Consider the following 23467-nt stretch of genomic DNA (forward strand, 5'->3'; position numbering starts at 1 on the left):
TGAAAAAGACTTTCTGATTTGGCAAAATACCGCGACCCCACCCACCGAGTTTCCCGATGAAGCAGATGACCTTCGCCGACGCCGAGTACGCTGGCAAGCGCAAGCAAACCCGCAAGGAGTTGTTCCTGATCGAGATGGATCGGGTGGTGCCGTGGAAGGGCTTGATTGCTTTGATCGAGCCACATTATCCGAAAGGTGAAGGTGGCCGTCCGGCCTACCCGTTGATGGCGATGCTGCGTGTGCATCTGCTGCAGAACTGGTTCGGCTACAGCGATCCAGCGATGGAGGAAGCGCTGTACGAAACCACGATCCTGCGCCAGTTTGCCGGGCTGAACCTGGAGCGCATCCCCGACGAAACCACCATTCTCAACTTCCGCCGCTTGCTGGAGAAACACGAGCTGGCGGCCGGCATCCTCGCTGTCATCAATGGCTATCTGGGCGACCGCGGCCTGTCGCTGCGCCAGGGCACCATCGTCGATGCAACGCTGATCAATGCGCCCAGTTCGACCAAGAACAAGGACGGCAAGCGCGACCCGGAAATGCACCAGACCAAGAAGGGAAACCAGTATTATTTTGGCATGAAGGCCCACATCGGCGCCGATGACGAATCGGGTCTGGTGCACAGCGTAGTGGGCACGGCGGCCAATGTGGCGGATGTCACCCAGGTGGACAAATTGCTGCATGGCGACGAAAACGTGGTCTGCGCCGATGCAGGCTACACCGGTGTCGAAAAGCGGCCCGAGCATGAAGGACGTGAAGTTATCTGGCAGGTGGCGGCACGCCGCAGCACCTACAAAAAACTCGATAAGCGCAGCGTGCTGTACAAAGCCAAGCGCAAGATTGAAAAGGCCAAGGCTCAGGTGCGCGCCAAGGTCGAGCATCCGTTCCGGGTAATCAAGCGCCAGTTCGGTTACACCAAGGTGCGCTTTCGCGGCTTGGCCAAAAACACGGCGCAACTGGTGACACTGTTCGCTCTGTCGAACCTGTGGATGGCGCGCCGACATTTACTGACGAATGCAGGAGAGGTGCGCCTGTAATGCGGGAAATGGCCACCGGAGTGGGGTCCGGGTGGCGAAAACGTAAGAAATACTCGTCGAATTGATTGTTTTTTGATCATTTGGCGAGTTTAAAAGTTGCGCTAGGTGGTATGCCGGGGAAATACATGGCTACTTCAGACCATCCCTAAGGTGTCGGGCAACCTATAACGACCATATCGCGAGGTGTCTGCTTGATTAGGGTGCTAGTAGTCGATGACCATGATCTCGTTCGTACGGGCATTACACGAATGCTGGCTGACATCGATGGCCTGCAAGTAGTCGGGCAGGCAGAGTCGGGAGAGGAATCCTTGCTCAAGGCGCGGGAATTGAAGCCCGATGTAGTGCTGATGGACGTGAAGATGCCCGGGATCGGCGGTCTTGAAGCTACGCGCAAGTTGTTGCGCAGTCATCCGGACATCAAGGTCGTGGCGGTAACCGTCTGCGAGGAAGATCCATTTCCTACTCGGCTGCTGCAAGCGGGCGCAGCGGGATACTTGACCAAGGGCGCGGGCCTCAACGAAATGGTCCAGGCCATTCGCCTGGTCTTTGCCGGTCAGCGCTATATCAGCCCGCAGATCGCCCAGCAGTTGGTGTTCAAGTCATTTCAACCGTCCAGTGATTCGCCATTCGATGCCCTGTCGGAGCGGGAAATCCAGATTGCGCTGATGATCGTCGGCTGCCAGAAGGTGCAGATCATTTCCGACAAGCTATGCCTGTCGCCGAAAACCGTGAACACCTATCGCTATCGGATTTTCGAGAAGCTCTCGATCAGTAGCGATGTGGAGCTGACGCTGCTGGCCGTTCGTCATGGCATGGTCGATGCCAGCCTCTGAAATGACCGACCTGTTTGATCCCAGTGCTTTTCTTTCTACCTGTAGTGGCCGCCCCGGTGTGTATCGCATGTTCGACAGCGATGCACGCCTGCTCTACGTGGGTAAAGCCAAGAACCTGAAGAACCGCCTCTCCAGTTACTTTCGCAAGACCGGCCAGGCACCGAAGACCGCCGCCCTGGTGGCGCGCATCGCCCAGATCGAAACCACCATCACCGCCAACGAGACCGAGGCGCTGCTGCTGGAGCAGACGCTGATCAAGGAGTGGCGGCCGCCGTACAACATCCTGTTGCGCGACGATAAGTCCTACCCCTATGTATTTCTTTCGGATGGCGACTTTCCGCGTTTCAGCATTCATCGCGGGGCGAAGAAGCTCAAGGGCAAGTACTTTGGGCCTTATCCTAGTGCCGGTGCGATCCGTGAGAGCCTCAGCCTGCTGCAGAAGACCTTCCAGGTTCGCCAGTGCGAGGACAGCTACTACAAGAACCGTACCCGGCCGTGCCTGCAATACCAGATCAAGCGCTGCAAAGGGCCCTGCGTGGGCTTGGTGGAGCCTGAGGTCTATGCCGAGGATGTGCGCCATTCGGTGATGTTCCTCGAGGGGCGCAGCAACGCATTGAGCGACGAATTGTCCAGCTCCATGGAAGCTGCCGCCAGCACCCTGGATTTTGAAAAAGCCGCCGAATTGCGCGACCAGATTGCTTTGCTGCGCCGGGTCCAGGACCAGCAGAGCATGGAAGGCGGTACCGGTGATGTCGATGTGGTGGCGGCTTTCGTCAACCCGGGCGGCGCTTGCGTGCACCTGATCAGTGTGCGTGGCGGGCGAGTGCTGGGCAGCAAGAACTTCTTCCCGCAGGTCGGTATCGAGGAGGATGTTGCGCAGGTCATGCTGGCATTCCTGGGGCAGTACTTTGTCAGCAGTCCGGAGCGGGACTTGCCATCCGAACTGATCGTCAATGTGACCCATGAAGACTTCCCGATCCTGATCGCTGCCATTGACGAGCTGCGTGGTCGCGAATTGACCATCAGTCACAGGGTCCGTGGCACGCGTGCTCGCTGGCAACAACTGGCAGTGACCAATGCCGAGCAGGCCCTGGGGGCGCGCCTGGCCAACCGGCAACATGTGGCCGCTCGTTTCGAGGCATTGGCCGAGGTGCTGAACCTGGACGAGCCGCCGCAGCGCCTGGAGTGCTACGACATCAGTCACTCCAGCGGCGAGGCGACTGTCGCCTCCTGTGTGGTCTTCGGCCCGGAAGGTCCGTTGAAGTCCGACTACCGTCGTTACAACATCGAGGGCGTCACCGCGGGTGACGACTATGCGGCGATGCACCAGGCCCTGACCCGACGCTTCAGCAGGCTCAAGGATGGGGAGGGCAAATTGCCGGATATTCTCTTGGTCGACGGTGGCAAGGGCCAATTGTCCATGGCTCGCGATGTACTCAATGAATTGGCCGTGCCTGACTTGATTCTCCTCGGTGTGGCCAAGGGCGCGACGCGCAAGGCCGGTTTCGAGACCCTTTACCTGAACGATGCGGCCCATGAGTTCACGCTCAAGGGCGACTCGCCAGCGCTTCACCTGATCCAGCAAATTCGCGATGAGGCTCACCGATTCGCCATCACCGGTCACCGTGCCCGACGTGGCAAGGCCCGACGCACCTCGACCCTGGAAGGGGTCGCAGGTGTCGGACCAACACGCCGGCGTGATCTCCTTAAACATTTTGGTGGATTGCAGGAGCTGTCCCGTGCCAGCATCGATGAGATTGCCAAGGCCCCGGGAATCAGTAAAAAGCTTGCAGAGTTGATTTATGCAAACCTGCACAGCGAGTAGAATGCCCAATCACCTCGTAGCCAGTTGTGCCGATGAATATCCCTAATCTGATCACCGTTCTACGCGTCCTGCTTATCCCGATCTTCATACTGCTGTTCTATATGCCTTATAGCTGGAGCTACATGGCAGCCAGTTCAGTGTTCGCCTTCGCAGCCGCTACGGATTGGCTAGACGGGTATCTGGCTCGACGCCTGCAGCAGACCACGCCGTTCGGCGCGTTCCTCGATCCCGTGGCCGACAAGCTGATGGTGGCGGTGGCCCTGGTGTTGCTGGTGCAGGAGCACGCGAACCTGTGGCTGACCTTGCCGGCAGCGGTGATCATCGGGCGCGAGATCGTGGTCTCGGCCCTGCGCGAGTGGATGGCCGAACTTGGTGCCAGGGCGCAGGTGGCGGTGTCCAACATGGGCAAGTGGAAAACCGCGGCCCAGATGCTGGCGCTGGTAATCCTGCTGGCCAATCCCTCGGTCTTCAGCTTCTGGGTATTGCTGGGTTATATCCTGCTGATGGTGGCGGCAGGCCTGACCTTGTGGTCGATGCAGCAATACCTTCGTGCCGCATGGCCGCATTTGAAAATCGACGGCGATAAAAAATAAGTTTTTTTGAATCAAGGGGTTGACGTAGATTCTGGTTTCTATAGAATGCGCAACACCAAGACGATGCGGGAATAGCTCAGTTGGTAGAGCACGACCTTGCCAAGGTCGGGGTCGCGAGTTCGAGTCTCGTTTCCCGCTCCAAATATTGCGCTACAGAGTTCCACTGAATTCTGTAAGTGATTGAAATCAGGGCCTTTAGGCCCTTTTTTCGTTCCAGCGGGAACCACTGAAATCCAGCACTATCCGGTGCGTTTAAGTCCAGAATTGAGTCCAGGATTCTGACGAGCACTGAATCGGTTTAATGCTGGAGCAGATTGTGTAGCGAGATGAGCATCTGGCCCTGACTCTGTTCAGGAGCTCGCGATGGCACTCTCAGAAATGACAGTTCGGCATGCCCGAATAACTGGTAACGACTACACCCTCGGTGACAGTGATGGTCTCACACTCAACGTGACGGCCAGAGGCGGAAAAGTCTGGCTCTTCCGCTACTACTGGGCGGGCAAGCAAAAGCGCATGTCCTTGGGTTGTTACCCGCAAATCTCCCTCAAAGATGCACGTACTCGACGTGACGAGGCGCGCGCCTTGGTTGCCCAGGGCATCAATCCCTATGAGCATCGTAAACAACAGCGACTTGCTGTTCATGCTGCGAAGGAGCACACCTTCGAGGCCGTGTTCAATCAGTGGGTAGAGTTCCGCAGGCTAAGCCTGAAGGAAGGGCGCCAGAGCACGCTCTCGCAGATCTTGAGAATCTTCAATAAGGACGTCCTGCCCACGCTGGGCGGGCGCTCCATCTACGATATCAATCGTCACGATCTATTGGATTTGCTGAGCAGGATCGAACAGCGCAAGGCCTTAACGACGGCCGAAAAATGCCGGACCTGGTTCAACCAATTGTTCCGCTATGCGCTGGTGAAGATCGAGGGGCTGGAACACAACCCAGCTTCAGACCTTGATGTAGTTGCACTTCCCAAACCTCCGGTTACGCACAATCCATTTCTTCGTATGGATGAGCTTCCGGGATTGATGGCTGCTCTTCGAAACTACGGCGGTGCCAACCAAACTCGGCTTGGCCTTCGGTTGTTGTTGCTGACCGGTGTCCGCACGGGCGAGTTGCGGTTGGCTACACCTGACCAGTTCGATCTGGAAAAGCGGTTGTGGGTCATACCGGCGGAGGTGGTGAAACAACTCCAGCTAGCCATGCGAAAGCCAGGTAAGCAGGTCGCAAACATACCGCCCTACATCGTGCCGTTGTCGGTTCAGGCTCTGGAGATAGTGCGTCATTTGTTGGAGCAGGTTGTCCCCGCACAGTGCTACTTGTTTGCGCATCGAAGCGACCTGAGCAAGCGTATCAGTGAGAACACGCTGAATGGCGCGTTGCGTCGGATGGGGTATGCCGATCAACTCACCGGTCATGGGATGAGGGCGACGATCTCGACGGCGCTGAACGAGATCGGATATCCGAAGGTGTGGGTGGATGCTCAGCTTTCTCATGCCGACCCGGACAAGGTGAGTGCGGCCTACAATCACGCGGAATACGTGGAGCAGCGCCGGACCATGATGCAGGATTGGGCGAATCGTCTGGATCTGTGGGGGCAGGGCCAGCTGAAAGCGGCAAGCTCTCCGCTTACCATTCGTCTAGAGGGCGCAGCTTCGTTACCTTCGTTGGAAAACGCGAACGCAAACGCCGTTCTGTGCAGCAGTGGCTTCCCAGCGACGACGGTCTCAGCCTCTAAAAAGTCCATCAGCAACGAACCGGTCCTTAACGCGGATCAGTATTCACCTGTCCTATCTGCTTCAACGCAGACTGAACAGCTGCGCGAACCCCAAGTATCTGAGATACAACGTCAGCGCGCCGAGATGCTAGCCACCTATGAAGCTTCGAATAATTTGCCGCTGCTTGTCTTCGCCAAACTGGCAGGCAAATCCCGAGATCAGATCAACCGCGATATCAAAGCTCGGCGCCTGTTGTCCCTGAGCCTTGGGAATCGCGGTCAACGCATTCCTGATTGGCAGCTTGATCCACTGCGGCACAAGTTGGTACTTGCTGCATTAGCGCGGTTTCCGGATGTCGATGCATGGAGGCTTTATGGCGCTCTTTGTAAGCCTCATGAGCGATTAAAAGGTCGCGCGCCAATCGATATGCTCAATATGGAAAATTTCGAAGGGACCGCACAAATCGTTTGCAGTGCGCTGGGTTCAAGCTGAGGTGCTGTCTTCGTGCTGTGATAACAGATGTAGCTGCTTGCTTGGGTCCATCTAGCTCGGGCTGCCCTAAATGCGTGGACTTCACGAGTTGCCTGAGGTGCGGCGGAGGTGTTCGGCAAGAGGCTTCTATTGCGCAGGAAGACACCCTTAGGCAACATCTCGCTCCCACCCTCTCTTGTCAGCTCTCCATCCCTCTCATTTGGGGGCTGCGTCTTTGGGGATGGCGGGTAACCACCCGGCCTCGTGCCGGTTTTTTTTCGCTCAGCCTGCCGAGCGAATGTGATCCTCAATCCGCAATCCTGATTTCACTGGGGCCAGGTTTCCGTTTTTAACTGGATTGGAAGTCCCTTCCGGGGGCTCCTCTCCACCGCAACACGTGATGCGCGGGTAATCACCCATCAACTGGTGGCCGGGCACGATTTTTTACGGTACTTTGTGCTGGCATGAGGCCATATTTGCAGCAGGACGCACCTCCACGGCTAGGGCCAATATCTCCTTGCCGGTACCGTTCCTGCGCATTCATTTCGTGACAGGAACGACCATGTCAGGCGGCGAAACCGAAAAAATTGCGAGGCTCGCGGAGCTCGTTTCCAGCGACATCTTCAACTTCTTCCGCTGGAAGAAAGAGGGGCCTGCCAACCTCAACTTCGCCTGTGTGAAGAAGGAAACACACGCGCCCTTGAAGAAGTCTGAGCACACGCACCCGACTGACGTGGTGTTCAAGTACGCAGATCCTTATCTGAACAAAGCCATCTACCTTCATACCGATTTGAAAAGCTATGCGGTTGGCTCCATCACGCTGGACTCGATCAAGAAGGCCCTGAAGTCCCTGGGCAAGACCATCGACTGTGCCCGTGCTTCGCTGGAATGGCAGACTCGCTACCATTTGGCCAAGCGTGAGAAGTATGAAATTCGTGGGATGCTATTCGTCTATAACCACGATGACGAATACGACAAGAATTTCTACGATCATTTCAAGGATTACAAAGGTGAGAATCTGCATATCAAAGATTCTCAGCAGGTTCATATCGTCGAACCTTCATTAATCAATTACCTGAAGACGCTGCAGCTCGATGTAAACACCCTCAGAGCAGAAGGGACATTCCCGAAGGAAAATTACACCTTCTATTACCCTGACCTCGTCTTGCACAAGGCTAGTGGTGAGTACTGGGATCGTGCGGCAACCGCAGAGCTCATCGCTTCGCCATATATGATCATTCACCACAAAGAGGTGATGTCGTACTGCGAGAAAGCCAAAAACGTGACTGAAACGTATAGCGAAGGCTATCTGATTTATTATCGCCGCGATGGTAGCACCGAGATCGAGTTCAGGTACCTATTTGACGCGCTATCCAGGTTCCAGATCCTCAACGCCAACAAGGACTTGAAAATCCGAATCAGAGTTGCCAATCGCCACCATCACAGCAGCATCCTCAGCAACTTCAATGCTGCCATCAACAGCTATGTGACCGAGTGGGGCGAAGACGAAAACCGCAAACGGAAACTGCAGGCGATCGAACTGGAGATCGTGAATCACGCGATTCCGAACTATAAGCCCGAAGCGATCGGATGGGAGCGAGACTGACATGAGAATGGGTAGTTTGTACTTTGCATCCGACAAAGCGATCTACGATGCGCTAACGCAGCGAAGCCTGACGAGCGCTGAGCTCAGAAAAGTCTTCCTCTCCAGAGGGATCGTGATCTCCAACGAGTCGGACAAAAAATTCCTAGCCAATCGATTCAGTGCCCTATTCCATGACTACTACGATTATCGGAATCTGTCGCTCTTGGTGGGTGGCCGTGACAGTCGTGAGAAAACCACCAACGTGGTCGTCACGACAGCGGTTACTAAAGACCAACTGACCGACGCTCTCACCTCCGTCAAGGAATGGCTGGTGGATGACCAGCACGAGCAGGCTGAAGTGGCCGTCCACGGTGATCAGCTCAAGCTCACCGTCAAATACCAGAAGCTCGATCTGAGTCAGGCAGAGTTCCGTCAGGTGGTTGAGAAGACGGCGGAGGTGATCCTCGAGAAGCAGGGCAGTGGCTGGAAGATCACTGGCCCCATGAACGACAAGTTCAAGGACATCACAGATCAGTTGTATTCCCAAATCGAGATCGTCACTGATCAGGACGTGGCGACCCGAACCATTTCCTTGGAGGCGGTCCCTGATGCGGGCATCAGGACGAACTTTCTTCGCAGCTTGATCCGCAATCTCAAGGACATGGAGGTGGTCGATGTGGTCGACGTCTCCACGTTCAACCCTAAAGACCAAGAAGATGATGACCTGGATCTCAGTGACGATGCGCTGGTGATCGAGGATTCGATTGAGGTTGAGTCAGAAGATGAGGGGGACGAAGTGGGGGATGGCGACCCTGAAGCCGAACTGGCCAGGCCGCAGCCAGAAGCCAGGATTCACAAGATCATCCGCATCGACAAGGCGTCCCTGAAGGGTAAGGGTGTCCTGGAGTCGAAGCAGTTGCTTGAGCTTGAAGGCCACGGGTTCTATATGTGGAAGATTCGATGGAAAGCTCGTGAGAAGCTCGTTGGATCTGAGCTAGTCCTGTTTGAGGCTCAGTTTGGTAACCAGACTGTCGGCGCTGATTGAAAACTGACCCACCCTGCCGATTGAAAATTGACCCAGGGCGGATTGCTGATTTTGGCATCAGCAATTGTGGATAAGCTTAGCAGTCGTGTCCCGGTGGAAGAGGCATTAAGCCCCCACCGCATGTGGGCATGCGGCAGGGTATTTTTGGTGCGGATCAAAACAGCTCATCGTCCTCGGCACCATCATTGTCTTTGCGCTTTCGTTCACGTGACATGATCTTCGTCTGGGCGACCAAGCTGCTGTGTTGCAGGCGGTAGGACTCGTTGCCCGTTTCGACGATGTGGCAGTGGTGTGTCAGCCGATCCAGCAACGCCGTTGTCATCTTGGCGTCACCAAACACGCTCGACCATTCCGAGAAGCTGAGGTTGGTGGTGATCACCACGCTGGTGTGCTCGTACAGCTTGGACAGCAGGTGAAATAACAGGGCACCACCGCTCTGGCTGAAGGGCAAATACCCCAGTTCATCGAGTATCACCAGGTCTGTTCGTAGCAGCCCTTGAGCGATGCGGCCCGTCTTGCCGTCGTACTTTTCGCGTTCCAGCAGATTGACCAGATCCACCGTGGAGTAGAAGCGCACGCGTTTGTGATGCGTCGTGATCCCGGACACAGCCAAGGCGGTGGCGAGGTGTGTTTTGCCTGTTCCAGGCCCGCCGATGAACACGACATTCTGCGCGGTATCGGTGAACTCCAGGTTGGACAGATCCCTGATCAGGCGGGCATCTGCGCTGGAAGCGCTGAAGTCGAAGCCGGCCAAATCACGATGCATGGGGAGTTTGGCCATGTTCATCTGGTGGTTCACTGAGCGCACCGCTCGATCCGCATGTTCTTGTTGGAGAAGATGCTCAAGTAGCCATTTCGAGGATGCCGTCGAAGCTTCTCCTTGCGAGGCTAGTTCTTCCCAGGCGCTGGCCATGCCATGCAGACGCAGTTCTTTGAGTTCCGCCATAAGATCACGCATTGCGAGTCTCCTCATCGGTGGTACGGAGCCGGTCGTAGCGTGCCGTATTGGCGACAGGCGCTATCTTGAGTTGAAGGCTGGTTTCGGCGGACGGAGGGGCTGCTGTCGATGTCAGTCGAGCCAGGACATTCAGGATGTGCTCAGCACTCAAGCTGCCTGATTCAAGTACCAACTCCACAGCCACCAATATGGCGTCGAGCCCGGCGATGGGAACAGCCGCCAGTACCTGCGTCATGACTCGATCACCATTGGCGTGACGCCTCAGACCGCGTTTTAGCAGCTGCAACGGCTTCGGCAGATCAGCAAACGGAGCGCCATTGCGCAGCGCTCCAGGCTTGCGCTCGATAAGCGGGATGTAATGCTGCCAGTCAAAACTGACCTGATCTCGATCAAACAGACGCTCGTGGCTGGCAATCGTCGTTTCATCGGCGATGACCACCACCCGGGAAGGATACAAACGGCTGCTGACCCACTGGCCGACCCGCTCACACGGCACCGAATAGCGATTTCGCGCCACGCTGATCAGGCAGGTGCTGGAGACCCGTACGGTGCGCTCGACGTAGCCATCAAAGGCAGTCGGCATCGGCATCAATTCAGCGCGTTCCAGCTCCAGGACGTCCGCCACGGTCAGCCCGTTGTACTGCGGGTGCAGCAGTTCGCCCCAGAGCGCACGGCAGCGTTGGCCGAGCCAGGCATTCAATTCCTCGAAGGTGTGGAACATGCAGTTTTGAGCATCGAGCCAGATGCGCCGTCGGCTGTCTTGGACGTTCTTTTCAACGATGCCTTTTTCCCAGCCGGAAGCGACGTTGCAGAAGTCCGGGTCGAACAGGTAGTGCGCACACATCACGGCAAACCGAGCATTGACCGTGCGGCCCTTACCCTTGTTGACCTTGTCGACAGCGGTCTTCATGTTGTCGTAGATGCCGCGACGCGGCACCCCACCTAACGCGCCAAACGAGCGGGTATGGGCATCGAACAACATCTCGTGGCCTTGGCTGGGATACGCAACCAACCAAAATGCGCGACTGGCGCACAGCTTCATATGGGAGACCTGGATGCGTCGGAACAGGCCGCCGATCAGCAGACCTTCTTCGCTCCAGTCGAATTGAAAGGCCTCCCCGAGTGCAAAGGTCAGCGGCACAAAGGCTCGTAAAGACTTGCCTTGCTCGCCGCGCCACGAGCGTATAAAGGCGGTGAGTTGGCTGTAGCCGCCGTCGTACCCCTCGGCCTTGATCTGTTCGAAGAGTGCTTTGGCACTCCTGCGGTTGTGCTTTGCCCGAAACGAATCGGCCTTGAGCGCCTGCTCCAGCGTCTCGTGAAATGGACTGAGTTTGTTGAAGGTTGCGCACCGTTGGTACGCCGGCTGGGTGGCTTCGGGTGCTCTGACCCATTTTCGAATGGTGTTTCTCGACAGTCCGGTACGCTTGGCTATCTGATGCAGCGAGAGCTTGTCGCGGAAGTACATCCGCCGGATTTTTCCCAACATTTCCATGCTGATCACCCTGTGTTCTCCTGCTCGAAAAGTGAGCAGAAGCAGTTGAACACCTGGGTCAGTTTTCAGTCGGCAGAACAGCCTTTACTGGGTCAGTTTTCGGTCAGCGGCAACAGTGAGCATCTGCCGGACCTGCAACTCGGTTTGTAGCAGGCGTATCTCGCGCTCCAGTGTGTCGATGTTTTTCGTCAAGGCCATTTGGGCCGGTTCGGCGGAAGCGATGTTAGGTTCGTGGCTGCCTGCCAGCAGCGTGCGCAATAGCAGGAGCGCTTTGTCGAGCACGCTGGATAGAGCCGTCTCACTGGCCAGGCGCCGCGCCAGGATTTCCTGATCAGGATCGTCGCGCAGGGCGTCGATCACCCCCCGGGTCACCGGCAGCATCGGGCTGGAGGCTTTGCTCAGATTGTCAGGGCTAGGCGGAAGAGAACCGGACAGTAATCCTTGCAGGGTCTTGAGGTGTTCACTGTAGGCCTCCTGTATTAGCGGCGTCAGTCCGCTGCCAGCGGTAGCCCGTAGAGTCTCGCAGGTGTCGCAGGTCGCGACTTCGGTCTCGCCCAACACTCGAACAGCCCATTCGGATTCCTCTTGGGGTGAGGTCCATGCCTGGCAAATAGCGCCGCCCAGGCAATCACTGCTACTGATCGAGGCGCTGTCATCCACGGACCGGTTATGTAGCAGGTTGTAGCCCGCGCGCACCACATCGGAGGTTGCCCGGATGGGTGTTTGTCCGCTACCTCCAGCCTTCTGCCCGCCGACCCATGACACCCCATTATTGCCGTTACGGGCCTCGGTGTTTTTCACCGCGGCCACCGCATCACCGCCGGTATGTTCGAGGTTGCCCTGCATCTCCTGGTTCTTGGCCAATGCGCCCCAGCCGGCTTGGCCGACCTTGTCAGCCATCTTCTCGGCCATGGCCTGGCAGGTCAGTTTGGAACGGTCGAAGTCGATGCGCCCTTGCATCACCCCGTTACTCAACAACTCATAAAGCCCGGGGTTGGCGCGCTGGATGATCAACGCAGGCAGCGACATCACCGCTTGGGTCGCGTTCTGCACAATGCTGCCCATGATCTGCTGGAACCCTTCGGTGACGCCGTTCAACTGGTTTTGCAAGGTGTTGGTGAGGCTCATGTTTCCGCACATCATGTTCGCCTGCCAGGATCCGCCGACTCCGAGACCGTTGGGGCGATAGAGTGAGCTCGGCGAGCCCGCTGCCGAGCCACCACCTATGGTGTACATCACCCTGTCGTCGAGCACTTCACCTTGAGTGCCTAGACGGTAATCGTCCTCGGCGGCGTCGGCATGCGTGGCCAAGGCGAGCAGTCCGCAGAGCAACAAACCCATCGGGCCCAACCAGGGTTTTGCAATATGCCTACTCATGAAGCACCACCTTCGAAGTCGATGCTGAACAAGAAGGTCTGTCCCTCACGCTTGCAGCAGCTATAAGGACGCCAGAGCGACCAGGCGTAGCCGCCATCCGCGCTCTGCACCGGATCGCTGGGGAAGATGGCACATGTGGGTTGAACCACGGGAGAGAGCAATTGCCATTTGTGGGTCGAAGCGTCGTTTTCAACGATTGGGCCAGGCGGCCAATAACCGTCGCGTGGTACGGGTATGAGTGGGACATACACGTGCGGTTGCCAGTTGCGGGTAATGACATCGCCCGCCCGCTGCGCCATCACTGCAGCGGCTTTGAAGTCGTCGGGTTGTACCAGAAATCCTTGCCGGGGATAGACGTTGCCCCACATATTCCCCGCGAGCTGACGACCGATCTCACGGACTCCCGGTAAGAGCGACTCGGGATAAAGGCTTTCCGGGATGCCATGACGCCAGGCCAGTGAGTCCAAAGTGCTCAGGTAGTAGGGCATGAACGCAGTGGCACCGCTGGCGCAGGCATAGCCGGATTGCGAGGCAAGTTGTGTGGCGGCCCGACCACCGGGATGGCCGATACCGTCAACGTTTTTGAAACGAGGCAGGTTGTCGCGTTGCGTGTTTGGCGTGATCAGGTTTCCGCCACCTTCCGCACCGCTGGTGGGAGAGGAGAGCGCGGCCATCTCGGTCCAAGGATTGGCACCAGTGGTGGCATAGCTCGAGACCACCAGCTCAGGAATGAAGTGACGAACCTTGGTCGAGGTTTTAACCGTGCAGCCGAAGGGGGTACAGAGTAACCAGAAGCAGATGCCGACGACTTTGTACTCGAGGCAGTCTGGAGAAAGTACGGAGGCGGTAATGCTGCCGGTATCCAACGCTACGCTTGGCCCGGATGCCAGCAGAATGCTCAGCAACAAAGGATGTAACTTCCGGGGCAAAATGTGCGGGCAGGCAGCAGACATGATCCAGGCTCTGGGTGTATGGCCTGGACAGGTTCAATGATAGAAAGAAGGGTGTCACTGAGAAAGCCGAACGCAGGATTGTCGGTTTACAGCGACCTTCTAGATCAGCAGATGGTCATCCAGCGCTCAGCTTACGAGCAAGCTCGTCAGACTCGATGAGCAACTGATCCGTTTTGATTTCGAAAATGTTGGCGAGTTTGCAGAGGACCAACAACGACGGGTTGCCTACCCCTCGTTCGATTTGACTCACATAGGTACGATCCACCTCGGCCATGAGCGCCAATTGCTCCTGGGTAAGGTTCTTCACACGTCGCATCGAGCGGATGTTCTCCGCAAGTTGCAGACGGAGCTGTTCGTAGTCTTGAGTCATGCGCGCAAACTGCGCCTTGAGGGACTCTCAATCCACGGGATATAGTCTACATTGGCCTGATTGGGCTATTTTTTGATGCTTAAGCGAAGTGCCAGTTTTGTTTCTATGCTGCTTGGGACAGACCCAGCATTAATAATTAAATCGAAAGCTAAGGTGTCTATGGACGAAAATTACGTTTCAATTCCGGCGGCGGATGGTTGCCCGAGACTTTTGACACCGTGGGGCAGCGAATTTGCGCCTATGATCGAACGTGGCGTGCAATGCGCCCAGGCCTGGCTTAATACACCCGGTGACGTACCGCTGTGGTGGGAACTGGCGCAGGCACGGAAGACCTGTCCTGCAGGAGACTGCCAGGATGCCTTCGAAGCCGGTTTTTTATTGAGAATTCAGCAAAGGCTTCAGAGCGTGTCATCGTAACCATACGGCTCCCAGTCCTGGTGATATGGGCTTACGGCACGAAAATCTGTTGGAAGGTATGGTTCCAGGCTCCATTCCTCTAGAATGGAGATCTGACAGAAATGGCGTTGGTCTGTGATAAACAGATTTACGTAGCTAGGATTCTGATAAGTGCAGATTCTGCACGCTCTGAGAACGTGGAGCGCGGTATGAAAGCCGACCAAGTGTTGAGTGACGATCTGGTGAGCCGACTGGAGGGTAAAATCCCAGCCATGGCTGAAGGTGCGATCAATACGGCCTATATCAACGCGCTGGCGGCCGGACGCAGCGTGATGGAAGTCATGGACGGCAAGCTCGTTGAGACGACTGCCGACGGTAAGCACAAGGTTATTCGAGTGGCCAAGCCTAAGCATAAAGTGACCTTGGGCGGGATTATCAAGGTGCACCGCTGCTCATGACCATCCCTCGGCTGAGGGTGTTTGCCGGCCCTAATGGTTCCGGTAAAAGCACAATGAAAAGTGCCGTCCCTTCCCACCTGATCGGGATCTACATCAACCCGGATGAAATCGAAAAGGCTGCCAAAGAGGGCGGACGCCTGGAGTTCAGCGATTTTCAACTGGAAGTCGAAGGTGACGAGGTTCTCGGCTTTATCAAGGCGCACCGACTGATTCGGTCGACCCAGCTCGTTGAAGAGACATCCAAAATAGGCTTCAGCAATAATGGCCTGAATTTCCAGTCCGTCGCGATGAACTCCTATTTTGCTTCCGTGCTCTCTGATTTCATGCGGCACAAGCTCCTTGAAGCCCAGTTGTCTTTCACCTTCGAAACGGTGATGTCTAGCGAGGACAAAGTCGCTTTTATGCTTAAGGCAAAAGCGTCGGGATATCGAACCTACCTCTACTTTGTCGCCACTGAAGATCCTGACATCAATATCAACAGGGTCAAGAACCGTGTCGCGGCAGGTGGGCACCCAGTCCCCACGGAAAAAATTGTGCAGCGCTACGGTCGTTGCCTGAACCTATTGCCAGCAGCCATCGCAGCCTCGAACCGGGCTTATATCTTTGATAACTCCGGCGCTGATCTGGTGTTGCTCGCTGAAGTAACGGACGGGACTGACCTTGAATTCAGGGCTGATGAGATCCCTGACTGGTTCATGCAAGCCTACGTGGAGAAGGTGTTCAAGGATTTGCTGCCGGGTTGATCGAAACCTAGGATCAGCTCCGTTTCACTTAATTCCTCGCATCCTATCGATCCGTTCAGCTACCCGGTAAGCCGCCTCCAATTCCGAGCAGCCGGTGCTCTGCATCAGTGTCCAGCGTTCGGCTTTTTCCTCGGGCTCCGTCATGGCCAGGGCGAGATAAAGACTGGGCGGCACGGCCCGAAACAGCGTTTCGAGCTTTTTCGAGAGCACGACTCCTTCAGTGTATTTTCCGGGCTCCTTACTGGCGGAGAGCAGCAAGGCTTTCTGTGCCGGCGTGAGTTTCTTGAACCGTGCGATTTCTTCGATTTCCGCAGGCGGCATGTTCAAGCAAATCCACCATTCGATCATGTTGAGCATGGTCTGCGCGGCGGTGGGGAAGTCGGCAAGGTTTTGCGTCGCCAGCCAGAACCAGGCTCCGAGCTTGCGCCACATCTTCGTGCCCTTGACCACGAAGGGCGCCAGCAGCGGATTCTTGGTGATGATATGGCCCTCGTCGGTGACCATGATGATCGGTCGGCCCAGGTACTGGTCTCGTTCGGCAAGGTTATTCACGGTGTTCATCAGGCTGATGTAGCTGATGGACATCTGTGCCTCGTAGCCTTCGCGAGCGTAGGTGGCCAGATCGACAATGGTCACATCGCTCTCGGGCCAAGGCGTGCCTTCACGATCGAACAGTTCACCCTCGAAACCCTGGCAAAACAGGTCCATGGACTCGCCCATTTCCTGGGCACGCTCGCGACGTTTCTCTGGCAAGTGCGGGTCGGCGGCGATGCGCAGCAACGCGTCGCGCACGTCGCGGGTCAGTACCTGGCGGCCGGCGGCAACACAGGTCTGCGCCGCATCGAGAATGCACTCGCGGATCAGGCTGCGATCGGCTCGACTCAGGCGCGCCTCTTCCTTGGCCTCGCCGCCGGTGATCATCAGGCGGGCGGTGATTTCCAGTTCGCCGAGAACATCGCGCTGGTCTTCGCGACTGGTTACCACCTCATCGTCCAGCTCATCGATCGACAGACTTGCGACCTGATCCTTCTGCTCGACCAGGCGCCAAGCATCGGCGAACGGGGCGAGACTGACCGAGGCGCCAGGTTTCAATTGGACCTTGTTGACCGACAGGCCCTGTGTCGCGAAGTAGTCTCCCTGCAGGCCGAATGAGTTGCCGGCCTCGACGATAATCAGGCGAGGGCGGTACACCGCCATGACCTGCATCAGCAGGGTGACCAGAGTGGCCGACTTGCCGGCGCCAGTGGGGCCGAACAACAGCAGATGACCATTCATGGCTCGGTCCAGGCGTGACAACGGATCAAAACTCAACGGCGAGCCACCACGATTGAACAGGGTGATGCCCGGGTGGCCGGTGCCGGTGCTGCGGCCCCACACCGGAACCAGGTTTGCCAGGTGCTGGGCGAACATCAGCCGCGTGTACCAGTTGCGAGTGTCGCGGGCCGGGTTGTAAGCCATCGGTAGCCAACGCAAGTAACTGTTGCAGGCGGCGACTTCATCGCCTTCGCACACCGGTTGCAGCCCCGCACCCAGCAGCGCGTTGGCTAGGCTGACCGAGCGCTGGTGCAATTGCTGTTCATCTTGACCGCGCACGTAGAACGCCAGGGTGCCCCGGTACAACTTGTGCTGGCGGCAGATGATCGCGCGAGCCTCTTCGACATCCTGACGGGTCTGGGTCGAGGCCAGGTTTTCACCGATGGATTTTCGCTCCAGGCGGTTCAATTGGTCCTCAAGTACATCTTGGGCTTTGACCACCATGGTCAGGCTCATCACCGTGCCTTCGGGCAATTGGTCGAATAGAGCATTCACCGCGTCACCCTTGCGGGTTTCGCCAGTGAGTTGGCCAATCAACGGGGGGCGTCGCAATTTGTCCACTACCATTACCCGATGGGGCTGACCGTCGAAGTACCAGAGTCCGCGCTGTACATCCGAATGCGGCTCATTGAAAAACAGGCGTTCGGCAAAATCGTGATCGAAGGGTAGTTTCAGCGACTCGCCATCGCCCGACTCCGGATAGGCCACACGGCGGTAGAACTCCTCGGGTGCTTCATCGGTGAGCCTGGGGGCTGGATTGAACCAGGGCAACAACCAGGCATACAAGCTTCGGCCATCGACTTGCGTTGATTGCACTCCGCACGCCTGCAACGAAGCAGCGATACGTTCGCAAGCCTGATGCAGGGATTGCACCGGTGTGAGTCCTGTCTCATTAGGGTCAGACTCAAGCCAGCGGTAGACTACCAGGCGCACCCGGCGGTTGTTTCCGCGCCACGGCAGGCGTGTCACCACCTTATCCTCAAACAGACCACCGGGCTTGGCGATGGCCTTCAGATGTCGGCGAGTAAGATCCTTGTACGCTTCGGTGAACACCGTGCCTCGCGCGCTGTTCTGAATATAATCGGTGAACCGAGTCAGATAGGGCGTGATGTCATTGTCGTCCTCGCAAAAAAACTGCACCACCCAAGGCGCTTGATCCAACTCATCAAAACTATCCTGCAAGGCATCCTCAAGGGCATCGCGGGCAGCCATCAGCCAATCGGGTTCGCGCCCTTCGGTGCCGATGGGCAGTAACTCGAACACTGCGCCCACCGAGCGATTGTCATCCAATAGGAAACACTGCTCGGTATCGAGGTATTCAACCCATGGCAGATGATCGGTGAAGCTGGGGTTATGCGCATAGAGTGCAGCTTCATCTGCCAAGGTGGCGCGAGGGAGCAATGGGTTGCGCCAGCATTTCCACGCAGGGGTACGCTTGCCCGAGTCGCCGGTACGCATTACAAGTCTTCCTGACGTTCACCCGGCAATGCGTACTGCACCCGTTGGTAGAACGGAAAGACTGTCGAGTAACCTGGGATCGGTGCCTGCTCGGTACCACTCAGGTGCGGATATACGTACAGCACCAGATCGGGATTGGGCAAGCGAGGGAACAGATTGCGAATTTCGTTCGCCGCTGTGCGCGTATACGGTTCTTGGAGAGCAACGGAGAAATCTGCTTGAGCCAACGGACGGCGTAACTGCTGCCGAGCATCCAACAGTTGCTGCTGAGTGCCTTGCGACCCGGCGCCGTTCCAGATGTCCAGCGTGGTTTGCTCGCCATGGGGCAGCAGCGTGTCCTTGTCAGTGGAACACCCTGTCAGGACCAAGGAAAACACGCTAATCCAGGTCAGGCAGAGAAACGTGGTCTTTTTCATGGCGAACGCTCCGGCCCTTGGGCTCGTAGTCGATGGTGATCTCATGGTCGAGGTGAAGAGCGACTTGGGCGGCCGGTGGCACGTACACGGCAGCAAAGGTCTCGCCATAGAGTTTGTTGATCCACTCACGGATGTCGCTGACCCCACCACTGAGAATTGAATTCAGCGCGCTATTGCCACTGCTGCTGGTAACCCCGAGCGTACTGCCGCCCGAACTGATCACGCTGCTGTTGTTCTGCTCATCCCCGAGCAAGGCGGCGACGCCGGCGCCGGCGGCAGTGATCAAGCTCTGGCTGCCGAGGTACTGTTGAGCGTTTGAGCGGCGTTCGCCGGCAATGCACGGGATGCCATATGGATCGGACAGGTAACCGAGTCCGCCACGGATCTTGTCGGTGTTCGAGCTCTGAGTGGTGGAGGCGTTGCGGCTGGCTACTGCCTTTGGCTGAGGCACCGTGCGGATGGTGCCATCGGTAAATACAAAGGTGATCGACTCGATCTGTCCGCGAACGCAAGACAGGGTCCAGTCACCGGACGCCGTACCGCTCATCACGGCCCCCGCAACGTCCGGCAGGTCGATGCCGTTGGCCGTCAGGTTCTCCGGACCGACCAGCACCTTGAAGGGATAGGGGTCACTCACGGTGCCGTCCACCGGGACTCGGCCGATCAGCGCGGTCATGGCGATCGAGCCCATCAGCGTGGCGTTTTCGGGGATCGTGTAGACCGGCTTCGCGCCTTCGGTACGATCAGCGGAGCGTGTCAGTTCACGTTCACCCTTGGTGACCTCGCGTAACTGCTTCTGGCTGCGGTCGATGGCATTGTCCTTCAAACCCTCCAGTGAGTTGAAGGCAGTAGGCAGACTCAGCGCGGACACGGTCTTGGTTTTGCCCTGGGCGTCGATGGGCAGAGCATCCGAGGGCTCAATCCATTGAAATGCATCATTGGCAGAATGCTGCCCTTCGAGCTGAGCACCGTCGCCCGGTTCAAGCCCTAGTCCGATCGGCGTGTCCTTGCCTTTGCCGGTCAGCCCCGACAACTGTTCCTGCAGTTGCGTCAGCAGACCGCGAGCCTGACGACTGTCTTGTTCTGCTTTGAGTCGGGCCTCGTTGGCTTGTCGGCGGCCTTCGTCGACCTGTTGGGTCACACTGCCAAGCGCCATCTGGATTCGCGAGTCAACACTGTTTTCCCGCTCGCGAAGGCGATTATTTTCCGTTTGCAGTGAATCATTGTGTTTCTTCAAACCGAGCATGTCGCTGCGCATGGCCTTCACTTGGCCTACCAAGGTGGCGACCGTGTCGCGTGGGGTATCGCCCGCAATGCCGAGCGACTTGGCTTGCTCGGCAGATAATTGAATATCGCCCTGATCAACTGGGTGCTCTGGAGAAGGCGTACTGCCTCCCGCGACCCAGCTTTTCATGATGATCAGCACTACGCCCAGCAGCGCAGCCGGTACCAGCCATTTGAGCAAGGCGTTAGTCTTCATCGTCAGCACCTAGCGCAACGGGCGGAAGCATCAGGGCGTGTTCGAGGCCGGCACCGCGCGTGATGAGGTAGGCAATCGTGGTGTCTTCCGCACTGCCGACCGGCCCGAGGAAAGCATGCTGGAAGGTCGCGGCGAACAGCTTTGCATGAAGCTGACGCGGATCTAGTTGCACCGTCGCTGTACCTCGATTGCGCAACTTCACGGCCGTCACCCAATAGTCACCGAGCCGCCAGGCGGCGATAGAGGTACTGGAAACGTTTTCGCTCGGCAGCAGGGGCCGCAGTTCGGTGCGCAGCTTGAGCGGGACGCGGCGTACGCCGGGCAGGGACTCCACGGTGCGCAGCGGACCGTATAGGCTTTGCGCGGCGTAGCGCGCCAAAGCAACAGGGATTGGCGTACGTTCTGGAACAGGGACGGTGCTAGATTCAGCCTCGGTAGGCTGTCCCTGAGCATTCTTGAGAATACGCACGGGTTCCAGCGGTTGCTCGCCAGGCGTGGCTGCAATGTCCAAGAGGATGATCTCGCCCGTCGCGACCGATTGCAGTTGTAATCGGGTAGGTGCAATGACTTCTGACGCGCGTAGGTACAGCGTTCCGCCGGTAGATTGCACGCGCAGCTTGCCGGTCAGAGTTGAGGGTACGCCGACTCGAACATCCTCATCGATAAGGACCACCCGTTCCTGATTGATCACCAGCGGGACCGCGAGAGGGAGGCGTTCCCAGCGCATCATCTCGACGGCCTGCGCTGCAACTCCCCATAGCATCAGTGCGATGGTGAGCCCCAAGGTAGACATCCGATTCATGGCTCACCTCCAGGCAGAGAGATTTTTTGTGGCGTGCCTTGATAACAATCCAGTGCCAGTCCCCACTTGTTGCGTTCGGGATCGAGGTCGAAACGCACCACGCGTAGTGGATAGCGCACCACCACCCGTTTCACCGGTTCCGCGGCGTAATATTCATCAGCGTTGAGGTCAAGGGTGACCAGCCAGCTGTCGCGGTCGAGTTGCTTGACCCTGAGTTCCGGATCTTCGCTGTAGCCTCGGCCCAGAATTTCGTAGACGCCACGTACCCGCTGGCGGAGTTCGCCGGCGGCCTTGCGGTATTCGTAGTCGCCGTCGAGGAAGGTCTTGCAGGAGGGTGTCAGGTAGGACTGCAAGCTATAGATAGCGCGGCGGTAGTCCTGTTCGCCATCCGAGGGCCAGCGGTTGAGTTGGCCAAAGATGTACAGGGCGAAGGCATAGACATTCTCTGAGGGGATATCCCACCACTTGCGCGTGCTGCCCGAACGCAGATCCGGGGGGACATGCACAGTCAGATCGGTCGGTGCCGAGCGCCAGCCGTACCAGAGCCCGGCACAAACTAACGCAAGGATCATTACCGCCAGGCGCAGGCTGAAGATATGGGCCTGTTGGGCATCCACCTTGTTCCGAAAGCGGCTCATGGCTGCCACCGGGATAGGGCAGGACGCAGCCGACATGAACGGCGGACCGTCCAGGGACCGGAGTGGAGAATCAGATTGCCGCGGCCCAAGCGCCAACGGCTAGCCAGTACCCATTCGAGTTTGCGGTACAACCAGGTCTCGGGACGGGCCCGTTTGGCTCGACGCAAAAGCGTGCCACCGGCCAATATCACCACGGCCATGCCCGCGATCATACTGGTCGGCGCCACGGCAATGGAGGCGGTGGCGATCGCCAGAGGCACGCCCAGCAGCAGGCCGATGACTGCGCCGGTACCTAGCGCTACCCACATCTCATCATTGGTCAAACCGCGCAGTACGGCAGGATCGCGATTGAGTCGCTCAGGCAGAAAGACCAAGGTGCCGTCAGCAAGGCGTTCGATAGTGTCGTTCACGTAGACCTCACAGAATCGCGGCGGCCTTGGTCAGGAACCAGATGATGATCACCACCAACAGCGCTCCGATACCAACCACCGCGCCGAGGTCCTTCCAGGTCTTGCGCTGGTTCTGCACGTCGGCATAGACGGTCAGGGAGTGCCAGGCCACACCCAGAAAAGCGAGTAGGGCGATCAGCAGACAGAGCAGGATGCCGCCGTCGTAGGCGTAGTTTTTGATCGTCTCGATCAGCCCCGAACCCTCACCGCGTGAAGGAGCCTCCATGGTGGGAAGCTCGGCAAAAGCCAGGCTTGGTCCTAGCACCAGCAGCAGACCGATCAAGCGCTGGGTCGCACAATCTCGCAGGTTGTTTTTCAGGGGGACTAAGCACTTGAGCATGGTGGCGATCTCCAGGGTTAGGACAGGGTGAAGAACATCAGGACGAGTAGGGCGAGCAAGACGCGCGCGGCACTGCCGCCGAAGGCGCCGAAGCGCACACTGCCGGCCGCCCATCCCCGGTAAGCCGTCCACATCACCCAGGCACACCAAAGCAACGCCAGGACAAGAACCAGGGATAGCCAGAGCGTCGAACTGCTCTGCGGTGCGAAGCCCGAGGCGTTTTGAAACGCAGCGATCTGGGCGTCAGTCATACTCATGGCGACGGCTTCGCGGACGGAGTGTCAAGGCGGTAATCACCTACAAATTCAATGGGGTCGCGGGGCTGAGCGCGCGAAGGGGACAGGTAGTCCTTTACTCCATGGCGGATGCGCTGGATGTCCTGAGTCAGCCGGGGATAGTCGAAGCGATAGCGATCGTCGGGTTCAGCTGTGCTGGCTACCTCAGCTCGCGTTGCGAGGCGTTCGATAGCGTCTAGCTGCTGCTGGACTAGGCTGAGCTGTTCCTGCTCATGAGCAGATGCGGCATAACTGCTGCCATCGACGATAGCAAGCGAGAACAGTAACAAGCAGCGAAAGGGGGTAATTGGCATGATGCTGGCCCATATGGATCTGGGAACAGAATCGAGTCAGAGGTCGAATTGTTCATTAAGAAACTTGAGGTGTGATCAGTCGCTTTTTCGGGGAGTGGACTGATAGGCTGTTTGCGACACTCAAGGAGAAGG

The 23467-nt window shown here is 57.5% G+C and carries 23 protein-coding genes, 1 tRNA gene and 1 pseudogene; 11 read left to right on the forward strand and 14 right to left on the reverse strand.

From position 1 onward, the window contains the following. The first annotated feature begins 56 nt into the window (after window positions 1–56). The 8 genes from ATY02_RS11275 (at window position 57) to ATY02_RS11310 (ending at window position 9102) form a co-directional block, all read left to right on the forward strand. Window positions 57–1037, forward strand: coding sequence for an IS5-like element IS1384 family transposase (locus ATY02_RS11275; protein WP_010466230.1), 981 nt, complete (start codon window positions 57–59; stop codon window positions 1035–1037). 191 nt (window positions 1038–1228) lie between these two features. Continuing rightward, window positions 1229–1870 carry a UvrY/SirA/GacA family response regulator transcription factor gene (uvrY, locus tag ATY02_RS11280; RefSeq protein WP_011061841.1) on the forward strand — a complete coding sequence of 214 codons (642 nt, stop codon included), beginning with the start codon at window positions 1229–1231 and terminating at the stop codon, window positions 1868–1870. A gap of 1 nt (window position 1871) precedes the next feature. Then, a complete protein-coding gene (gene uvrC, locus ATY02_RS11285) occupies window positions 1872–3695 on the forward strand; it encodes an excinuclease ABC subunit UvrC (RefSeq protein WP_068580282.1) in 1824 nt (607 codons plus the stop codon). A 32-nt stretch (window positions 3696–3727) separates the two neighbouring features. Continuing rightward, window positions 3728–4288 carry a CDP-diacylglycerol--glycerol-3-phosphate 3-phosphatidyltransferase gene (gene pgsA, locus ATY02_RS11290; RefSeq protein ID WP_068580280.1) on the forward strand — a complete coding sequence of 187 codons (561 nt, stop codon included), beginning with the start codon at window positions 3728–3730 and terminating at the stop codon, window positions 4286–4288. Between the two features lie 65 nt (window positions 4289–4353). Next, window positions 4354–4429: transfer RNA gene (locus ATY02_RS11295), tRNA-Gly, on the forward strand. A 222-nt stretch (window positions 4430–4651) separates the two neighbouring features. Continuing rightward, window positions 4652–6493 (forward strand): tyrosine-type recombinase/integrase, encoded by a 1842-nt coding sequence (locus ATY02_RS11300; protein ID WP_068580278.1) that lies wholly within the window; start codon window positions 4652–4654, stop codon window positions 6491–6493. Window positions 6494–7034: 541 nt separating this feature from the next. Next, window positions 7035–8078: a hypothetical protein gene (locus tag ATY02_RS11305; RefSeq protein ID WP_068580277.1), complete on the forward strand. Its 1044-nt coding sequence runs from the start codon at window positions 7035–7037 to the stop codon at window positions 8076–8078. Between the two features lies 1 nt (window position 8079). After that, window positions 8080–9102: a hypothetical protein gene (locus ATY02_RS11310; protein ID WP_228022265.1), complete on the forward strand. Its 1023-nt coding sequence runs from the start codon at window positions 8080–8082 to the stop codon at window positions 9100–9102. Window positions 9103–9256: 154 nt separating this feature from the next. Here the strand turns inward: ATY02_RS11310 and istB are convergent, their stop codons facing one another. From istB to ATY02_RS11335, 5 genes and pseudogenes are all read right to left on the reverse strand, one after another. Next, entirely contained in the window at window positions 9257–10060 is an 804-nt protein-coding gene (istB, locus tag ATY02_RS11315; RefSeq protein WP_020300922.1) for an IS21-like element helper ATPase IstB, read from the reverse strand. Then, window positions 10053–11552 carry an IS21-like element ISPpu27 family transposase gene (gene istA, locus ATY02_RS11320; RefSeq protein WP_115284415.1) on the reverse strand — a complete coding sequence of 500 codons (1500 nt, stop codon included), beginning with the start codon at window positions 11550–11552 and terminating at the stop codon, window positions 10053–10055. The genes istB and istA overlap by 8 nt, the downstream gene beginning before the upstream one ends. A gap of 117 nt (window positions 11553–11669) precedes the next feature. Beyond that, window positions 11670–12929, reverse strand: a pseudogene (locus tag ATY02_RS11325) (integrating conjugative element protein); the annotation flags it as partial. Next, on the reverse strand, window positions 12926–13882 hold the full coding sequence (locus ATY02_RS11330; protein WP_068579971.1) for a TIGR03756 family integrating conjugative element protein: 957 nt from the start codon (window positions 13880–13882) through the stop codon (window positions 12926–12928). The pseudogene ATY02_RS11325 and the gene ATY02_RS11330, both read right to left, overlap by 4 nt. A gap of 115 nt (window positions 13883–13997) precedes the next feature. Continuing rightward, complete coding sequence (locus tag ATY02_RS11335; RefSeq protein WP_068579968.1) at window positions 13998–14252, reverse strand: helix-turn-helix domain-containing protein; 255 nt, start codon at window positions 14250–14252, stop codon at window positions 13998–14000. Window positions 14253–14411: 159 nt separating this feature from the next. Between ATY02_RS11335 and ATY02_RS11340 the strand changes: the two genes are divergently transcribed. The 3 genes from ATY02_RS11340 to ATY02_RS11350 all read left to right on the forward strand — a co-directional run bounded on the left by ATY02_RS11340 (window position 14412) and on the right by ATY02_RS11350 (window position 15849). Further along, window positions 14412–14669 (forward strand): LasR-specific antiactivator QslA, encoded by a 258-nt coding sequence (locus ATY02_RS11340; protein WP_083235957.1) that lies wholly within the window; start codon window positions 14412–14414, stop codon window positions 14667–14669. 188 nt (window positions 14670–14857) lie between these two features. Then, a complete protein-coding gene (locus tag ATY02_RS11345; RefSeq protein WP_017529804.1) occupies window positions 14858–15106 on the forward strand; it encodes a hypothetical protein in 249 nt (82 codons plus the stop codon). Then, window positions 15103–15849, forward strand: a complete 747-nt coding sequence (locus tag ATY02_RS11350; RefSeq protein WP_068579963.1) for a zeta toxin family protein — start codon at window positions 15103–15105, stop codon at window positions 15847–15849. The genes ATY02_RS11345 and ATY02_RS11350 overlap by 4 nt, the downstream gene beginning before the upstream one ends. Window positions 15850–15873: 24 nt before the next feature. Here ATY02_RS11350 and ATY02_RS11355 read toward each other — a convergent pair whose 3' ends face one another. From ATY02_RS11355 to ATY02_RS11395, 9 genes are read right to left on the reverse strand one after another with little or no spacing between them, the layout of a single operon-like run. Next, window positions 15874–18621 (reverse strand): conjugative transfer ATPase, encoded by a 2748-nt coding sequence (locus tag ATY02_RS11355; protein ID WP_068579961.1) that lies wholly within the window; start codon window positions 18619–18621, stop codon window positions 15874–15876. Continuing rightward, window positions 18621–19037 (reverse strand): TIGR03751 family conjugal transfer lipoprotein, encoded by a 417-nt coding sequence (locus tag ATY02_RS11360; protein ID WP_068579959.1) that lies wholly within the window; start codon window positions 19035–19037, stop codon window positions 18621–18623. The genes ATY02_RS11355 and ATY02_RS11360 overlap by 1 nt, the downstream gene beginning before the upstream one ends. Further along, window positions 19000–20517, reverse strand: coding sequence for a TIGR03752 family integrating conjugative element protein (locus tag ATY02_RS11365; RefSeq protein WP_068579956.1), 1518 nt, complete (start codon window positions 20515–20517; stop codon window positions 19000–19002). Before ATY02_RS11365 ends, ATY02_RS11360 begins: the two co-directional genes overlap by 38 nt. After that, the gene (locus ATY02_RS11370) at window positions 20507–21319 is read right to left on the reverse strand and encodes a TIGR03749 family integrating conjugative element protein (protein ID WP_068579955.1); all 813 of its coding nucleotides are present in this window, start codon (window positions 21317–21319) and stop codon (window positions 20507–20509) included. Before ATY02_RS11370 ends, ATY02_RS11365 begins: the two co-directional genes overlap by 11 nt. Further along, window positions 21316–21957, reverse strand: coding sequence for a PFL_4703 family integrating conjugative element protein (locus tag ATY02_RS11375; RefSeq protein WP_068579953.1), 642 nt, complete (start codon window positions 21955–21957; stop codon window positions 21316–21318). The genes ATY02_RS11370 and ATY02_RS11375 overlap by 4 nt, the downstream gene beginning before the upstream one ends. Continuing rightward, window positions 21954–22367 (reverse strand): TIGR03750 family conjugal transfer protein, encoded by a 414-nt coding sequence (locus ATY02_RS11380; RefSeq protein WP_068579951.1) that lies wholly within the window; start codon window positions 22365–22367, stop codon window positions 21954–21956. The genes ATY02_RS11375 and ATY02_RS11380 overlap by 4 nt, the downstream gene beginning before the upstream one ends. Before the next feature lie 7 nt (window positions 22368–22374). Beyond that, window positions 22375–22746 (reverse strand): TIGR03745 family integrating conjugative element membrane protein, encoded by a 372-nt coding sequence (locus tag ATY02_RS11385; protein WP_068579949.1) that lies wholly within the window; start codon window positions 22744–22746, stop codon window positions 22375–22377. 17 nt (window positions 22747–22763) lie between these two features. Next, window positions 22764–23003 carry a TIGR03758 family integrating conjugative element protein gene (locus tag ATY02_RS11390; protein ID WP_068579947.1) on the reverse strand — a complete coding sequence of 80 codons (240 nt, stop codon included), beginning with the start codon at window positions 23001–23003 and terminating at the stop codon, window positions 22764–22766. Beyond that, window positions 23000–23335 carry an RAQPRD family integrative conjugative element protein gene (locus ATY02_RS11395; protein WP_068579945.1) on the reverse strand — a complete coding sequence of 112 codons (336 nt, stop codon included), beginning with the start codon at window positions 23333–23335 and terminating at the stop codon, window positions 23000–23002. The genes ATY02_RS11390 and ATY02_RS11395 overlap by 4 nt, the downstream gene beginning before the upstream one ends. Window positions 23336–23467: the final 132 nt, after the last annotated feature.

It is taken from the genome of Pseudomonas sp. BIOMIG1BAC, assembly GCF_001705995.2.
Lineage (GTDB): Bacteria > Pseudomonadota > Gammaproteobacteria > Pseudomonadales > Pseudomonadaceae > Aquipseudomonas > Aquipseudomonas sessilinigenes.

What these genes read in the sequence shown, in the direction of transcription:
- ATY02_RS11275 (WP_010466230.1), top strand. Translation starts at nt 57, where the DNA reads ATGAAGCAGATGACCTTCGCCGACGCCGAGTACGCTGGCAAGCGCAAG.
- uvrC (WP_068580282.1), top strand. Translation starts at nt 1,872, where the DNA reads ATGACCGACCTGTTTGATCCCAGTGCTTTTCTTTCTACCTGTAGTGGC.
- pgsA (WP_068580280.1), top strand. Translation starts at nt 3,728, where the DNA reads ATGAATATCCCTAATCTGATCACCGTTCTACGCGTCCTGCTTATCCCG.
- ATY02_RS11300 (WP_068580278.1), top strand. Translation starts at nt 4,652, where the DNA reads ATGGCACTCTCAGAAATGACAGTTCGGCATGCCCGAATAACTGGTAAC.
- ATY02_RS11305 (WP_068580277.1), top strand. Translation starts at nt 7,035, where the DNA reads ATGTCAGGCGGCGAAACCGAAAAAATTGCGAGGCTCGCGGAGCTCGTT.
- ATY02_RS11310 (WP_228022265.1), top strand. Translation starts at nt 8,080, where the DNA reads ATGAGAATGGGTAGTTTGTACTTTGCATCCGACAAAGCGATCTACGAT.
- istB (WP_020300922.1), bottom strand. Translation starts at nt 10,060, where the DNA reads ATGCGTGATCTTATGGCGGAACTCAAAGAACTGCGTCTGCATGGCATG.
- istA (WP_115284415.1), bottom strand. Translation starts at nt 11,552, where the DNA reads ATGGAAATGTTGGGAAAAATCCGGCGGATGTACTTCCGCGACAAGCTC.
- ATY02_RS11330 (WP_068579971.1), bottom strand. Translation starts at nt 13,882, where the DNA reads ATGTCTGCTGCCTGCCCGCACATTTTGCCCCGGAAGTTACATCCTTTG.
- ATY02_RS11335 (WP_068579968.1), bottom strand. Translation starts at nt 14,252, where the DNA reads ATGACTCAAGACTACGAACAGCTCCGTCTGCAACTTGCGGAGAACATC.
- ATY02_RS11340 (WP_083235957.1), top strand. Translation starts at nt 14,412, where the DNA reads ATGGACGAAAATTACGTTTCAATTCCGGCGGCGGATGGTTGCCCGAGA.
- ATY02_RS11345 (WP_017529804.1), top strand. Translation starts at nt 14,858, where the DNA reads ATGAAAGCCGACCAAGTGTTGAGTGACGATCTGGTGAGCCGACTGGAG.
- ATY02_RS11350 (WP_068579963.1), top strand. Translation starts at nt 15,103, where the DNA reads ATGACCATCCCTCGGCTGAGGGTGTTTGCCGGCCCTAATGGTTCCGGT.
- ATY02_RS11355 (WP_068579961.1), bottom strand. Translation starts at nt 18,621, where the DNA reads ATGCGTACCGGCGACTCGGGCAAGCGTACCCCTGCGTGGAAATGCTGG.
- ATY02_RS11360 (WP_068579959.1), bottom strand. Translation starts at nt 19,037, where the DNA reads ATGAAAAAGACCACGTTTCTCTGCCTGACCTGGATTAGCGTGTTTTCC.
- ATY02_RS11365 (WP_068579956.1), bottom strand. Translation starts at nt 20,517, where the DNA reads ATGAAGACTAACGCCTTGCTCAAATGGCTGGTACCGGCTGCGCTGCTG.
- ATY02_RS11370 (WP_068579955.1), bottom strand. Translation starts at nt 21,319, where the DNA reads ATGAATCGGATGTCTACCTTGGGGCTCACCATCGCACTGATGCTATGG.
- ATY02_RS11375 (WP_068579953.1), bottom strand. Translation starts at nt 21,957, where the DNA reads ATGAGCCGCTTTCGGAACAAGGTGGATGCCCAACAGGCCCATATCTTC.
- ATY02_RS11385 (WP_068579949.1), bottom strand. Translation starts at nt 22,746, where the DNA reads ATGCTCAAGTGCTTAGTCCCCCTGAAAAACAACCTGCGAGATTGTGCG.
- ATY02_RS11390 (WP_068579947.1), bottom strand. Translation starts at nt 23,003, where the DNA reads ATGAGTATGACTGACGCCCAGATCGCTGCGTTTCAAAACGCCTCGGGC.
- ATY02_RS11395 (WP_068579945.1), bottom strand. Translation starts at nt 23,335, where the DNA reads ATGCCAATTACCCCCTTTCGCTGCTTGTTACTGTTCTCGCTTGCTATC.